The sequence below is a fragment of the Acidobacterium sp. S8 genome (assembly GCF_009765985.1).
Taxonomy (GTDB): Bacteria; Acidobacteriota; Terriglobia; order Terriglobales; family Acidobacteriaceae; genus Alloacidobacterium.
Map to the genome: position 1 here is coordinate 56,094 of NZ_LMUM01000026.1, position 16,029 is coordinate 72,122.

Consider the following 16,029-nt stretch of genomic DNA (forward strand, 5'->3'; position numbering starts at 1 on the left):
CATCATCTAACCGTACATATGCAAATCACATTTCTGGCTACCGGTCAGATGGGAACGGCCATCGCGTCTCATCTCATGAAGCAGGGCCATAAGCTCACTGTCTGGAATCGCACGCAATCGAAGCTTCAGCCGCTTCTCGAAGAGGGGGCGACGGCTGCGCGGACTCCTGCTGAAGCGGTAAAACAGTGCGAAGTCGTCTTTTCCATGCCGATGGACGATGCGTCGCTGGAGGCCATTGTCTTCGGGGATCATGGGCTGCTTGATACTCTGCCTGCATCCGCGATTCATGTTTCGCTCAGCACCATCAGCGTGCAGCTCTCGCAAAAGTTGGCTGTAGAGCACTCGATACGTAAACAGAACTTCGTCGGGGCGCCGGTTTTTGGTCGTCCCAATATCGCTGCCGAAGGCAAGCTCTGGATTACTGCTGCGGGAAAGCAGGATGCCATCGAAAAAGTGCGTCCCCTGCTCGAATCTTTCAGCCGCGGGATCACCATTGTGGGCGATAAGCCGTACAAGGCGCACGCGCTCAAAATCGGCGGCAATTTTCTTATCACGGCCATGATCGCCGCGCTCAGCGAAGGATTTGTCTATGCCGAGTCGCAGAGCATCGATCCAGCTCTTTATATTGAGGCGGTCAACGCAGCGCTCTTTCGGTCGCCATTTTATGAGGCTTACGCCAAGGTGATGCTGCACCCGCCAGAAACGCCCGGAGCGACTATTGCGCTCGGGCAAAAAGATACGCGCCTCTTCCGCGAGGCGGCAGCGGCTACGAATACGAGAACGCCGCTGGCCGACCACTTTCAGGAAACGCTGCACGAGGCCGAAGAAGCCGGGCTACGCGACCACGACTGGGCTGCGGGATATTACCAGTTCGTGCGCAGTATTTCGCACATAACGCATAAATTAGGATGACTGCATGCAGAAATTGACCGGCAAAATCGCCTTTGTCACCGGAGCCAGCTCCGGCATCGGAGAAGCTACCGCCCACGCCTTCGCTGCCGAAGGCGCCCGCCTGTTACTCGCCGCCCGCAGAACCGATCGTTTTGCCGAGTTGACGTCCAAACTCAAAAAGGCTGGAGCCCAGGATGTGCATACATTCTCGCTGGACGTTCGAGATGCAGCCCAGGTCGCCAGTGCCGTCGACAAACTCCCGGAAGCCTGGAAGGCTATCGATATTCTGGTGAATAACGCCGGATTGAGCCGCGGGCTCGACAAGGTGTACGAAGGCAAGCTGCAGGACTGGGACGAGATGATCGATACCAACGTCAAAGGACTGCTGTATGTCACTCGAGCCGTGGTTCCGGGTATGGTGGCACGCGGAAGCGGCCATATCGTCAGCATGGGATCGACTGCCGGGGAGATGACCTATCCCGGCGGCGCTGTCTATTGCGGAAGCAAAGCGGCGGAACACGCCATCAACGACGGCTTGCGCCAGGATCTGTTGGGCACGCCGGTGCGTGTTACCAGCATCGATCCCGGCATGGTGGAAACAGAATTCAGCAAGGTGCGTTTTCGCGGCGACAAGGAACGCGCCGCCAAGGTCTACCAGGGGCTGACCCCCCTGCAGGCGGCCGACGTCGCCGATGCGATTCTATGGGCAGTCACCAGACCGCCGCACGTAAACATTGCACGCGTTCTGCTGACCAGCATCGATCAGGCAAACTCGCTGCTCTTCAACCGCAAGCAAGCGTAAAAGCTACGATATCGAGGACAGGCGCGATTCAATATGCGCCAATGCCGCTTCGAGGGCAGCGCGACGGTGCGGACTTGAAGTACGCTCGTCCAGAATCCGCTCGCGCTGCAGTTCCAGTTCCTGAACCTGACGCTTCTGTGCGGCCTCTGCAGCCGCCTTCGGCCCCCCGTTCATTTGTTCTGGTTCTGCCTGCTTTTCTGCCACTTGCTCCTCCACGGATTTACTCTCCCAACCTCTAGCCATACTCCTATGGTAACGCTTCCCGCGCGTATTCATGCTCCGAGACGTCGCATTTCGACGAGCGGATGGATTACGAAGGTGGCAAAAGCGCATTTTTTGATGCGCGTTGTGCTGTTTGTTGAACCGAAATCGAGCAAAGTTTTGTGCAGATTGCTATTCTGCGTCCTAATCCCAATTTGAATTCTATTCCTCATGCCGCATTCAGCCTGTTTCAAAAGGCTGCCAAAAGGGATTTAAAAACGTAGTTAACGTCGCTATTTTGCACCCTTCCTGTCCTGATTCGAACCTCTTTTCCGAAAATTTACCTGATAAGAACCGTATGACTTGCGGCAAAGACCTTATCAGCCGTTATCTCCGATCCGTATAAACGCGCTGGTTCTGAATAATTTCTGAGGTTCAGCTATCTCCTTACAAATGTTCGCGAAAGGAGAAGGGGGAACTCAGTTTTTGGAGGCAAGCGTTGAAACGCAAACCAAGTTGGATAGGGTTTTTGGGGCTGCTCGTCATTCTGGCGTGCGGCATTCCAAGAGCAAAAGCACAATTAGCCGTGACCACCGCCACACTCAGCGGTACGGTCACCGACTCGACGGGGGCCGTAGTTCCCGGAGCGAACGTAAAACTTACAAGTAATGAGAAAGGGGTCGTCCGGACCTACTCGACCGACGCCAGCGGGGCCTATAGCTTTACCCAGGTACCGCCGGCCAACTACACCCTGGATGTTCAGGTCAACGGATTTAAGGCATACAGGCAGACCGGGCTTGTGCTGGATGCGGGGCAGTCGGCGAGCCAGAATGTGGCTCTGACGCTGGGGGCTGCGACCGAGCAGGTGGTCGTCAACGCTCAGGCATCGCTATTGAATACGGACAATGCCAACCTTTCGGCAGACATTAACGGCAAAGAGGTGGTGGAGCTTCCGCTGAACCTTAGAAACGTCTATGGCCTCGCCACCCTCAATTCTTCGGTCAACAACACCTCGGAAGGCCAGATGCTTCTGGGCGGCGGCGGTCCGAGCAGCGACAATGCAGATCAGGATATCTCGTTCCTGAACTTTGCTGGCGGATTCTTTGGAACCTCGGCTTACCTGCTGGACGGAGCCTGGGACACAGATCCGGAGTGGGGCGCAGTGAATTACGTCCCTTCAGTGGATTCGGTTGGGGAATTCAAGGTCCAGAACAACTCCTTTACCGCACAGTACGGATGGAGCACCGGCAACGTGGTGAACGTGGTCACCAAGTCGGGTACGAACAAGTTTCACGGTGATATTTACGAGTTCTACCGCAACTCGGCGCTCGATGCGAACCTCTGGTTCAACAACTACAACAACCTGCAAAAGGAAGATTTCAGTCGTCACCAGGTGGGTGCTTCGGCGGGCGGACCGCTCTATATTCCCGGGCTCTACAAGCAGAAAGAAAAAACTTTTATTTTCGGCCTGTATGAGCACCTGACGCTGGCTACCCCGGCAGTAAGTACCTTTACGGTTCCGGACGCGAACTTCCTGGCTGGAAACTTCTCGGAGCTGCTTGGTTCGCAGGTAGGAACGGATGCCCTGGGGCGGCCCGTGTATGCGGGGTCTATTTACGACCCGCGGAGCGCTCGCGCCATCACCGCGGGACAGGTGGATCCGAGTACAGGTCTAGTTGCACGTCAGACCGGCTATATCCGTGACCCGATTGCCAACAACACGATTAATGCAAACGGCATCGACCCGACTGCTGCCAAGCTGCTGGGCTATTATCCCAAGCCAACCGGCTTGGGGGTGGCGAACAATCTTGCGGCGACCGGTACCAACCCGGCGAACTCGGACGAATACCTGGTTCGCGTAGACCATAACATCAACCAAGCGTCTCGCTTCTACTTCCGTTATTCGTATAAGAAGGAGTTCAAGACCGGCACGCCCGCTTACTGGGGTTCGGCGAATCCGGCTGGGCCCGGCAACGATCGCCCGAACAATCGCTGGAACATGGTCGCTGGATACAGCCAGGTTTTCAGCCCCACCTTCACTATGAATATCGCGGCAGGTGTGGAAGTGTGGCATGAGACATCGACGAACCAGTCTCGTGGTTTCAAGCCGTCGACGATTGGATTGCCTTCGTATCTGGATGCAAATAGCCCAGAATTTCCCATCGTGAAAGTCGGAGGCGAATCACCGCTTGGTCCGCTTACGAATGAGACGGTGACGAACCACGGACCGATTGGCAGCGTCTCGCTGGATTTCATCAAGACGCTTTCACACAACACGCTGAACTTCGGCTTCATGTTCGTGGAGCAGGAGGACGATCAGGCGAACTACTTTCAGTCGACCTTGCAATCGAACGGCAACTTTACTGGCGGTCCTGATCCGAACAATCCGGGAACCGCTACCGGAGTTGACGGCAAGCCGGTTTCGTTCAACAGCGGAAACGGCATGGCGCAGATGATGATGGGCGTGCTGGATGGGGCTACGGCGGGAACTACTTATAACCCGGCAGTGGCTGTCCACTACTTTGGTGGCTACATTCAGGATGACTGGAAGCCGCTTCCGCAGTTGACGTTGAACCTGGGTCTTCGCTATGAAATACAGACGGCGCCGACATATCGGCATAATGTGGCTTCCGTCTTCAATCCGGATGTCACCAACCCCCTCAGCAGTGCTGTTGGTATGACATTGCCGGGCGCATTGCAATTTCTGTCTGACGACCAGCGCGCGTCGTATGACACGAACACGGATAACTGGGCGCCTCGTTTTGGTTTCTCGTACCAGGCGAAACCGAATGTTGTGCTTCGTGGAGGATACGGCATCTTCTATCCGCCATCGATCTCGTGCTGCTTTGAGGCTAGCGCCTCTGGATTTGCAGCCCAGACAAACGCGCCGATTACGCTCGACACCATTCACCCCAACCCGGCCATGAGCATTACAAACCCCTGGCCGAATGGATTTGTTCCGATCACGGGCAACTCACTCGGCGAGATGCAGCAGGTAGGCGATTCCGTAAGCAGCAACTTCAGGAAGCGCGCGGCAGGCTACGTGCAGCAGTATCTTGTTGGCACGCAGTGGGCGATTACACCGGCCGATGTTCTCGACATTAACTATGTGGGCAACCATGGAGAGCATATGCTGGCTGCCAACCTTAACCATTCACAGCTGGACCCCAAGTATCTGCCGATGGGAACCGTGGCTCTGAATGCACTTGTTGCGAATCCGTTTTATGGTGCGATTGCGCCGGGAACGGGCGGCTGCAATCTGGGCAATGCCATGATTGCTCAGTCGCAGCTTCTTCAACCCTTTCCGCAGTATTGCAACGTGACGGAGAACGGCGCGAATGTCGGCTTCTCAAACTACAACGCTTTGCAGGTGAACTATAACCATCGGTTTACCAAGGGTCTGACGGCGCTGGTGTCTTACACGTATTCGAAGTTTCTGGATAACGTAGAAGGCAACAACGCGTGGTCGTATTCCGGCAATCCGGGACCTGCGAATAATTACAATCTGGCTGCGGAGAAGAGCGTGGATGGCTCTGATATTCCTCACAGCCTCGTAGCAAGCTATGTCTATGACCTTCCGATTGGCCGCGGTAAGGCGATTGGATCGGGCATGGGCCGCGTGGCCGACGCAGTGATTGGCGGCTGGGAAGTTTCGCAGATCGTGACCTTCAAGCAGGGCATTCCGCTTGCGATCAGTGGTGCGAATATCTCGTCCTACGGCGGCAATCCGCGCCCGGATGTGGTGGCCGACACGCATGTGGATCACCAGAGCATTCATGAGTGGTTCAATACAGGCGCGTTCAAGTACGCTGATTATGGAACCTTCGGAACCGCGCCTCGCTTCTTCTCCGATCTTCGTGGCCCGGGTTACCAGAACTGGGACACCTCAATCATGAAGAACTGGCAGTTCAAGGAATCGATGCGGGTGCAGTTCCGCGCGGAGATGTTCAACACCTTTAACCATGCGCAGTTCTATGCACCACAATTCGGCGGCGAGACCTATACAGGTTGCGATCCGAATGCGGACCAGGGCTGCTCATCTACGCTGGGACAAATTACAAACTCCTTCCCCAGCCGCACGGTGCAGTTTGCAGGAAAGTTCTATTGGTGATCGTTACTTGAGAATTTTTTCTGTACTGTTGTCGCTGGTTTTGTTGGCCATCCCGCAATTTGGGATCGGCCAGCAGAGCCAGAACACCACGCTTGAGTCGCTGCTGGCCGAGGCGCAAAAAGCCCAGGCTGGCAGCGACTATGCGGCGGCAGCCAATGAATACAAGCAGGCAGTAAAGATTCGCCCCGATATTCCGGAGTTGTGGGCGAACCTCGGCCTGATGGAGCATGAAACCGGAGATTACCCGGAGGCGATCCGGAGCTTCCAGCAGGCGCGTAAACTCAAGCCCACTTTATATGTCCCGAATCTTTTTCTTGGCATCGATCTTGTGCACACGAAAAAGTCGAGTGAAGCGATCCCATATTTATTGACTGCCGAAAAGATGAATGAATCCGACTTGCAGCCGCATTTAACGCTGGGCCGCGCTTATTTCTCGTTACAGGAATATACGCTGGCGGCGCAGGAGTTTTCGCGTGCCGCGCAGCTCGATCCGAAGCAGGGAACAGCATGGTTTTCTCTCGGGCTTGCACATCTGGACCAGGTGGAGAGCGATGCGCGCAAAATGTCGGCGCAAGGGCAGAATTCGCCATATACTAGGGCGCTCTATGCGGAATCGCTTGTGAGTCAGTCGCGATATAACGAAGCAGCCGGAGTCTTCAAAAATGTTTTTGCTGCCGGCTCGCATCCTCCGTGCGTACATAGCCAGTTGGGATTCGCTTATCTACGACAGCAAAATGTCTCTGGCGCCTTGGCTGAATTTGCGGCAGATAGCCAAGCGGAGCCAGGATGCGCGCTTGCGGTCCTGGGCGAGGCGCGTTCGCATGTGGATGCCGGAGAAGATAGCGAAGCGTTGATGCTTCTAACGCAACTGTGGACGCGAGATGCCGGATTTATCCGCGCCAATGCGTCGCCGCTTGTTGATGGTTTGAGCTCGGAGCGCTCGGCGGCCTTTGCTCAATTCGTGGCACAGCAATATAACGATGGGGGACTTTCTGCCGATTTGTATGGGGCATTAACCGCAATCTTGAAGGGCGCTGCGCAAGCGGCGAATCACGAAAGTATTTCCAGCCAGAAGGGAAGTGCTTCGGCTGCGGCGCAGTTTGCGTCTGGTCAATACCGAGGGTGTGCTGATTCGACCGAACACTCTCTGACAACGAAAAACCAGAGTGATCTCCGTTTGCTGGCGGCTTGTTCCTACTTCACGGGGGATTATGAGCAGGCTTCGCGCGCGGGAGCCGCTCTTAATTCGACCGAAGGGCTTTACTGGTCCGTCAAGGCAAATGAGCGGCTGGCGTTTCAGGCGCTCAACCAATATGAGCAGTTGGAGCCGAATTCGGCGCGAACGCATCTCTTGTTGGGCGACATTTATGTGCAGCGTGAGCGATATGATGACGCGCTGGGCGAATATCAGAAGGCGCTCGATCTCTCGCCTGACAATGCAGCGGCGTTGGAGGGGTTGACGTCGGCTTATCTTCGTAATGGCAATACTGTAAAGGCGGTCGAGACCGCGCAACTGGCGCTGGCACAGACGCCCAATGACCCGGAGATCAATCTCCTGATGGGCGAAGCGTTGGTTGCGCGTCATGAATTTGCTCAGGCCGAGCCTTTCCTGACGAAAGGCTTGCAGGCGAAACCGCAGATGCTTTCGCATGTGCATGCATTGCTGGGTAGGGTGTACGCTGAAACCGGCCGCACGCAGGAGGCGATCCGCGAGCTGAAGTTAGGGGTTTCCAGCGACGAGGACGGAAGCGTTTATTATCAGCTATCGCGACTCTATCGTGAGACTGGCGATAACGCTGAAGCAACAGCTGCGATAGAAAAGATGAAGGCTCTCCAGCAGAAGCGGCGGGAAAACGCCGTGATCGCATTTCACGACGCGCATCCGTCTACACTGGACGATACTCCATAGGCAAAAGCGCTGCGTTTGCACTCGCATCAACAAAATTTATTCAAAAGAAAGACAGGGAATCCCTTCATGCAACGATTTCGCTCCCAGACTGCAGCACTCTCCACCGCATTTCTGCTTTTGAGCCTGGGAACTGCACTTGCACACGGGCAATCAACTCGTGGCGGAGACGATCTTCGCCTTCTGGACCATGTGACGGAATATCATTCTCTGCCTGATGGCATTGACCTGCGTTCGGGTGGCGCGCGAGAGCAAATCACCGCTCTGCGTGATGATGTATTGCGCATTCGTATTACGCGCGGCAGTTCGCTGCCGGAAGATGCATCCTGGGCCGTACTTCCCGAGTCCCGTCGCAGCTCCGTTAAGGTTACGCCTGAGAGCACCGGCGATCGCGTTGGGTTTCACACGGATGCGTTGCGTGTCGAGATCGACAAGAACACTATGGCGCTGACGGTGAGCGACCTGGAAGCCCATGTGATTCAGAAGGACTCCAAGCCTGCGCGCTTTGAGGGAGATACATTTCGTCTCTACAAAGCTATGGGTCATGATGAGCATTTCTTTGGACTTGGAGATAAGACAGGTCCACTCGACCGCAGAAACGAAGCGTTCACTCTATGGAATACAGATGCTTACCGCTTTCAGGAATCCACGGACCCGATTTATAAAGCAATTCCTTTTTTTATGACGTACGACGGAGGGCGCGCCGCGGGCGTTCTGCTCGACAACACATGGCGCAGCAGCTTCGACTTCGGCAAGGCTTCTGCTGATATGTATTCGTTTGGCGCTGCGAATGGGCCGGTGGATTACTACGTGATGTATGGGCCTTCGCCAAAACAGGTTGTCGAATCGTATGCATGGCTGACGGGCAAGCCGCCTCTGCCTCCGATGTGGATGCTCGGCTTTCAGCAATCGCGTTATACCTACGTACCGCAATCGAGAGTGCTGGAGATTGCAGACCATCTTCGCGCGGATCATATTCCTGCCGATGCACTTTATCTGGACATTGATTTTCAGGACAGGAACCGGCCGTTTACCGTCGACACCAAGTTGTTTCCGGATTTCACAGGCATGATCGACAAGCTGAAAGCCGAGAACTTCCACGTAGTCGCGATTACTGACTTGCACATTGCCAATGCGCCGCATCAGGATTACGCACCTTATGACAGCGGTATTGCCGGTGATCAATTTGTAAAGAATCCGGATGGCTCTGTCTTCACTGGAATCGTTTGGCCGGGGCCGAGTGTCTTTCCCGATTTCACGCAGCAGCAGACGCGGGCATGGTGGAGCACGCTTTATAAAGAGTTTGTACACGACGGAGTTGCTGGTTTCTGGAACGACATGAATGAGCCATCCGTCTTCAACACGCCGTCGAAAACCATGCCGGAGGATGTAGTGCATCGCATCGACGAGCCTGGATTTGCGAAGCGCACGGCCACGCATGCGGAGATTCATAACATGTATGGCATGGAAAATTCGCGCGCTACGTTTGAAGGCCTGTTGAAGCTTGATCCCAACACGAGGCCATTTGTGCTGACGCGTGCGAGCTATGCAGGAGGGCAGCGTTATGCGGCGACATGGACGGGGGATAATAGCGCGAGCTGGAATCATCTTCGTATGACCACGCCGATGATCGAAAATCTTGGACTGAGTGGCTTCTCCTTCAGCGGCGCAGATGTAGGTGGATTCGCGGGTAGCCCGCAGATGGACTTGTTGACTAAGTGGCTGGAGATCGCTGCCTTTCAGCCGATTGATCGCGATCACTCGGAAAAAGGCACCGCCGATCAGGAGCCGTGGGCAGGAGGATCAGAGCAGGAAACAATTCGAAAACGCTTCATCGAAGAGCGCTATCATCTGCTTCCTTATCTCTACACGCTGGCGGATGAAACATCGCGTACGGGACTGCCTATGGTGCGTCCGTTGTTTCTCGAGTTTCCGCACGCCTTTCCTGACAGTCATCCTATGGATGTAGACCCGGCAGCGGCTGGCGAATTTCTTCTGGGCGGCGATTTGTTGATCGCGCCGCCGCACTATCCTGATGAACTGGATAGCTATTCAGTGGAGTTTCCTTCGCGTGACTGGTATGACTACTGGACTGGGGAGAAAATTCCTGTACCTGTTGCGGTTGCTTCTACGAATTCGCCGCAGCCTGTCGATCCCAATACGATTGCACCCTTGACGATCCAGGTGAAACCGGAACTCGCGTCGTTGCCAGTCTATGTGCGTGCCGGAGCTATTCTTCCAATGCAGCCGCTGGTGCAGAGCACTAACGAAACGCCGAAAGGTCCACTCACATTACGCGTATATGCGGGTGAGGCCGGTTCTCCTTGCAGCGGAGAGCTATATCTGGATGACGGCAAAAGCTTTGCCTATCAGCATGGCGAGTATCTGCGGATGAAGTTCAGCTGCGAAGTCACTGCCGACGGCCTTCGTCTGCATATTGGCGCACACGAAGGCTCATATCCGGCGTGGTGGAAAGAGATTCGCGCGGAATTTTATGGATTGCAGCCAAAACAGTATCGCGCTGCGGTAAAGGGGCGCGAAGTTACTGCCGAGCAGTCTGCTGCGCATATCAGTGTTGAGGCAGCGGATGATGCGAAGGGGTTGGATATTGAGGTGAAGTAGAATTGTTTTCGAATCCCAGCGATGTGATGGATTCACGTCGCTGGGATTTTTATTTCACATCACTTCCCGGCAATCGGAATCATCTGCTGCGGCAGGTTCCATCCCCGGATGGCTATCTCTGGCTTGCCGTCAGTTGCAGCTGATGGATATTCCACGTCGATCTCGCGGCTTTCTCCCGGCAGCAGCGAAACATAGTTATCGCTGTAATACGCGGGAAGAATTCGCGAGCCATCATCTGCGTTCAACAACGTGAGCTTGTTCGCAAGCGCAACGGCATTACCGTGATTCTGCAACTGCACATGTACATGCACCGTACCGTTGTCGCGGTCTTGCGAGGCAGATACAGAGAGCGTGGCAGGCGGCAGGTGATTTAACTGCCGGTACGAAGCGCTCTTCGCTCCAAGCCAGTAGAAATTGCTCGACAACTCTTTACCTGTACTATCTCGCAGCTCCAGCTTTACAAGCGCCACGCCTTGAGCGAGGAGGGGAGACAGATCGAGATGAAGGCTATTCATTTCACTGTCAGCGGCCACATCTTTTTTATCGTCCCGATGCAACAGCAGCTTGTTATCGAGGGAATAGACATCTGCGCTGACGCTCACTGCGGCGAGCGCGGTGGTGGTGGTATTCACGATGGAGATGCCGTAGTCGGGCAGGTTAAGCTGGACGTGAACTGGTTCGCACGCCTTCTTCGTTCCATAGAAAGAAGCCTGCGTGTCGTAGTCTGAGCTGAGAATCTGCCACATGTTGCTTGGCCACGCTGGCTGCGTCATCCAGAGCAGGCGGCCGCTGTTGGGGGCCCACAGGTGCGCATTCATTCCTTCAAAGATCGCGCGATGGTCTACATAGTTCAGCATCTGCGACTTTCGCTCGAAGTCTTCAAGTCCGGTAGGCGCTCCGAACTCAGACTGTATCTCATCTATGAACGTGGCTACATCGCCGTTCCCGCTTTGATGCCAGTCGTGATAAGCCCATACATCATCGACAGGCCACTGATCCTGCTTTGGAACCCATTGCTTAAATGATTCGAGCGTCGACATGGACGGCGTGCCGGTCTCGACGGAGAAGCCATGGTTCAGCGTAGTGAAATACAGCGACGGATCCATGTAGTGATATGGACCGCTATTTTGAAGGTTCACCTGGTTCGAACTGGGTGAGTAATATCGCGTGCCATCAAGCGTCCGCGTCAGATCGGCGAGACCTTCATTGATGATGGGCTGCGGGACACCTTCGTTGCGTCCACACCACATCACGATAGAAGGATGATTGCGGAAGCGCAGAATCGTATCGCGCGCATTGTTCAGAAACAACTCTGGATCCTGCGCTTCCACGTTGTAGTTCTGCGTCGATTCCCAGAAATCATTCCACACCAGCATGCCGTACTCGTCGGCAAGATCGAAGAAGGTCTGCTCCGTATCCTGGCCGACCCAGTTGCGGATGATGTTCAGGTTGGCATCGCGATGCAGGCGGAAGTATGGCTCCAATCGTTGGCGCGACACACGCTTGCGCGAATCATCCATACCCCAGTTGCCGCCGCGACAGGCAATCTTCACGCCATTCACTTTGATCACGAGATAGGGCGCGGTGCTGGTGTCAGAGATGATGTGAATCGCCGGGGATGTTTCCGCCCCGAGCTTTAATGATGCGACCCAGGAACGCCAGTTTTCTCGCCACGCTTCAGGCAGATTGGGCGGCGGAGGATCGGCTGCCGGAATTCCGCGCATGCCCTCGTGGCTTATATCTACAACAGGCTGGTCTTTGCTCCTCGCTTCAGATGGCGCATATTCCACGCGCCGCAGATGGCCGCTGCTGTCGAGCAGGCTAAGCTCATAAGTAATTTCACGGATACCGAAGCGGAGCTGCTTTATATCCGACACTGTGCCGTTTTCGTTGAATGTGAGTTTCAGATGATACAACTCCGGCTTGCCGTAACCGTTCGGCCACCATAACCGGGGATTCTGTACCGTCAGCTGCGCAAATTCAGATGGCGAGAGCTTGATAGTGTCTGTGCCCGGCTGAATCGTAACCTCTTTGGTTACATTTACGCCCTCAAATGCAGCGGTCAAGGTACCATGCACCGCGGCCGTGGCCTGGTTCTCCACAGGCACGTTGATCTCGACACTTGCACGGCTTATATCCGGCAGCGGCAGGGTCGTAACTACCTGCGGGTCGCCAATATTTACCGCAGCAGTTGCGGTCAGCGTCACCGGCTGCCAGATCCCTGTGTTGCGATCGCGCACCGCCGGAATCCAGTCCCATCCTTCCGTAGCGACAAAGGTTGGACCATCGAGGCACATCATGCCGCCATTTTCGCCTGGGCCACCCTTTACTGATTGCTCCTGCGGAATGCCGGGATGCGGTGGCGGAGAGATACGGACTGCAAGGACATTGGTCTGTTCCAGCTTGAGGACCTTGGTGACGTCGAAGGTTCCGCGTATGAATGCTCCGGTGACATTTCCGAGTGACTGGCTGTTGAGCCAGACCGACGCTTTGTAGTTGATGCCTTCAAACGTGAGCGATAGATGCTGCCCCGCTGCGAGTCTGGGACCTTTGAACTCTGTGCGATACCAGTAGTCCTGCTTGTTGAGGCTCTCCGGAATTGCGAGATTATTGAGACCATAATCCGGATCGGGATAGACACCACGATCAATCATGGTCGTCAATACGGTTCCGGGTACGGTTGCCGCGAGCCAGCTTTTGCTGTCGAAGCCAGTTTGCGAAATGTCTGTTGCTGCGGCTTTTGTTTCAGGGGCTGCGATCAGTTTCCAGCCACCTGCGATCGTCCAATGATTTTCGCCGTCAGCTTCGAGAGATGTGTGTGAGGCCGGCAGCGGCTTAGCAACCGGCTGCTGAAACGGCGCTTTACTGTGGGGCAGCGTCTCCGGATCCTGCGGAGCGCGATAGCCCGCCTGCCCCCGCGTTTGTATCGGCCAAGGTTTTGAACCTTCTTCAAAGGCCGCGAGTGAAAAATCCGGCTTCTGCGCGTAGAGCTGCTTGATCTCCTCCGCACTCATGGCGTGACGCGTCAATGTCAGTGATTCGATCTTTCCCCCGAAATGTTTCCAGCCTTCCGCAGGGATTTCACCGGGAGCCAGCGAAATGACCGGGCTCACACTGCCGAGCACCAGAGCGCCGCTGGTCACTTCCCGGCCATCGCTGTAGAGGTGAAAGGTGCTGCCGTCGAAAGTCGCAGCTAGCAGGTGCCAGGTTGCGGGGGCAAGGGTCACGGTGGCTTCCAGGCTGTTGTCTTTGCCCAGCCAAAGGATCAGCTTATTGCTGCTTAACGCGAGGAAGCGCGGGTACTCTTCTGTGGGATCGCCGAGACCTGCTACGACGCTTGGCGCATCGAGCGCGGCGTCGGTTCTTACCCAGCAGGAAAGTGACCACGGCGCATCCGCGCGTAACACAGTATCAGTCTTGAGCAGCGGTTTTCTTAACCCTTCGCCATCCGGAAGGAATACTCCGTTATAAGGGCCGTACTCTGGCGGATCATTGGTGGGCACAATTTGTGCCGATGCGAGCTGCAATCCAATGCAGGCGGAAACCAGCAGGCAGAAAAGCCGCAGCAGAGACCTGTTCATGAATCCCCTTTAAGAAGCCTGTTTTGCAGTATTGCTTCGATGAGAACGATATCATTTCGACGTCGCGGCTGCCAGTAGACTTGTCGCGTCAGTCGTGTTGGGTGGTGGAAAGCAGGAAACCAAGCAGCGTTTTCTCCGCCCAGTAGCCGTCATATCCGCTGGCTGGAGCAAGAAAGGCGCAGTGCCCTCCGTGTTGCGGCTCAATGAAGTTGACGTGAAGATTATCGATCAGAGTCTGCCGCGTCTCTGGCAGCATGCGGATGAATGGATCATCGAGCGCGTGCAGAATCAGTGTAGGAACATGGATCTGTGAGGCAACGCGCGAGCTGGCAACTGAAAGGTAATAATCATCAGCATCGGCGAAGTCGCCAAAGCGGGCTACCACGTGCTCGTCAAACATTCGCATACTGGAAAGCTTCCGCAGCATCCCGCTGGCGTAGAAGGGCAGGTAGATGGCAGGAAACAGTTCTGCCTTGCGCCGGATGCGGTCGACCATAGCGCGCAGAAAGTAGCGCTCATAAAAACGGTTCTGCGGCTCATGCAATGCGGCCGAAGATGCGGCGAGATCCATCAGCGGTGAAATGCCGGCGACGGCCTTCAGCACCGACGGCACATCGGCGCCGAGCTCGCCTGCGTATTTGAGTACCAGGTTTCCGCCCATGGAGTAACCGATGAGCGCTATCGCCTGAATCTGGTGTTGTGAAACGATGGCCTCGATCACTCGCGCCACGTCGTTCGAACAGCCAGAATGATAAATGGCAGGCGAGAGTCGATCTGTTCCACCGCAACTGCGCATGTTCATGCGAACCACGTTGCAGCCCGCCGCCCATGCCCGCGTGGAGTTACCGAGTACATACTGAGAATTGGAAGAACCTTCCAGGCCGTGAACCAAAATAATTGTAAGCCGCTGGCTGCGCACTTCGAGTGGCTGCCAGTGGCAGTGGCAGAGCACGCGTGTCGGCCCATACTCACTGTGACCGTCGATAGGGCCTTCGACTTCTACCAGCAGCTCTTCCGGTTCGGGCAGGAAAGCATGACGCGGCAGGAAATTGCCGGCCAGCGTCATCAGGTGTCCATTGTTCAAAAAGCGGCGTGGCATGAAATCGCTATGCCAGCCGTCGGCGGATATGCTGAGAGAGAGCTTTGAATACGTCTTGCTCACGCTTTCCCGATCCCCTTTAAGACAGCGGCAGCGCGCAGCGGGCCCGTCGGCTCATCTTCGTGTTTGAAGTAGGCGAATACATCTCCCGCAGCAGCTTTGCCCTGAAGGCGCGCGCGCGCCTCATCGATCTGTTGCTCTCCGTAATCGCTCTTTCGCAGGCGGTAACAGGAGAAATCCGCCGTTTTTATATCTGGTGTCGTCAACTCATCGCTTTCGGCCACACATAGTGCCGCATTATGATCGCCCAGAATGGCATAGGTCGCGTCAGTGAACCATGATTCGTGACGGAACTCGAAAGCCATCCTGAGCTTTGAGGACGATGCTTCCTTGAGAAAGGACGCAAGCCGCTCCGTGTCAGCCTTGAAGTTTGGCGGCAGCTGGAAGAGCACTACTCCAAACCTCCCGGCGTCGACGACAGGTTGAATCGATTCCGTAAATTTGGCGACCGCCTCGGCGCAGTTCCTGAGCCGCGAAATATGCGTTACGCGCTGCGGGGCTTTGAACGAAAGCCGAAAGTCGGACGCTGAGGTGGCGGCTGCCAGCCATGACGCTGTAACCGTTGGGGTCGGCAGGCTGCGAAAGGTATAGTTGACTTCGACGGAATTGAGTTGGGACGCGTAATATTCCAGGAATTTTTTGGCCGGAACGGCCTTGGGGTAAAAGCCTGGTTTCCAGCTTGTATAAGCCCAGCCCGAGCAACCGACGTAAATGGACCCAAGTTGCCGTTGCATACTGGTTTGCGAGGAGGGAATC

Annotated in this window: 9 protein-coding genes; 5 read left to right on the top strand and 4 right to left on the bottom strand. The window is 55.4% G+C overall.

Going from position 1 to position 16,029, the window contains the following annotated elements; translation table 11 throughout:
• The first annotated feature begins 18 nt into the window (after positions 1-18).
• Positions 19-912, top strand: coding sequence for an NAD(P)-dependent oxidoreductase (locus GSQ86_RS09685; protein WP_158749752.1), 894 nt, complete (start codon positions 19-21; stop codon positions 910-912).
• 4 nt (positions 913-916) lie between these two features.
• A complete protein-coding gene (locus tag GSQ86_RS09690) occupies positions 917-1,693 on the top strand; it encodes an SDR family NAD(P)-dependent oxidoreductase (protein WP_158749753.1) in 777 nt (258 codons plus the stop codon).
• Positions 1,694-1,696: 3 nt separating this feature from the next.
• On the opposite strand, the gene GSQ86_RS09695 is transcribed toward GSQ86_RS09690, so the two are convergent.
• Complete coding sequence (locus GSQ86_RS09695; RefSeq protein ID WP_158749754.1) at positions 1,697-1,897, bottom strand: hypothetical protein; 201 nt, start codon at positions 1,895-1,897, stop codon at positions 1,697-1,699.
• Between the two features lie 496 nt (positions 1,898-2,393).
• Here GSQ86_RS09695 and GSQ86_RS09700 point away from each other — a divergent pair, with 496 nt between their 5' ends.
• From GSQ86_RS09700 to GSQ86_RS09710, 3 genes are all read left to right on the top strand, one after another.
• Complete coding sequence (locus GSQ86_RS09700) at positions 2,394-6,005, top strand: TonB-dependent receptor (RefSeq protein WP_158749755.1); 3,612 nt, start codon at positions 2,394-2,396, stop codon at positions 6,003-6,005.
• 7 nt (positions 6,006-6,012) lie between these two features.
• Entirely contained in the window at positions 6,013-7,914 is a 1,902-nt protein-coding gene (locus tag GSQ86_RS09705) for a tetratricopeptide repeat protein (RefSeq protein ID WP_158749756.1), read from the top strand.
• 66 nt (positions 7,915-7,980) lie between these two features.
• A complete protein-coding gene (locus GSQ86_RS09710; RefSeq protein ID WP_158749757.1) occupies positions 7,981-10,533 on the top strand; it encodes a TIM-barrel domain-containing protein in 2,553 nt (850 codons plus the stop codon).
• A gap of 59 nt (positions 10,534-10,592) precedes the next feature.
• On the opposite strand, the gene GSQ86_RS09715 is transcribed toward GSQ86_RS09710, so the two are convergent.
• From GSQ86_RS09715 to GSQ86_RS09725, 3 genes are all read right to left on the bottom strand, one after another.
• Positions 10,593-14,114, bottom strand: a complete 3,522-nt coding sequence (locus GSQ86_RS09715) for a LamG-like jellyroll fold domain-containing protein (protein WP_158749758.1) — start codon at positions 14,112-14,114, stop codon at positions 10,593-10,595.
• A gap of 88 nt (positions 14,115-14,202) precedes the next feature.
• Complete coding sequence (locus GSQ86_RS09720; protein ID WP_254062276.1) at positions 14,203-15,276, bottom strand: YheT family hydrolase; 1,074 nt, start codon at positions 15,274-15,276, stop codon at positions 14,203-14,205.
• Entirely contained in the window at positions 15,273-16,007 is a 735-nt protein-coding gene (locus GSQ86_RS09725; RefSeq protein ID WP_158749759.1) for a DUF72 domain-containing protein, read from the bottom strand. The genes GSQ86_RS09720 and GSQ86_RS09725 overlap by 4 nt, the downstream gene beginning before the upstream one ends.
• Positions 16,008-16,029: the final 22 nt, after the last annotated feature.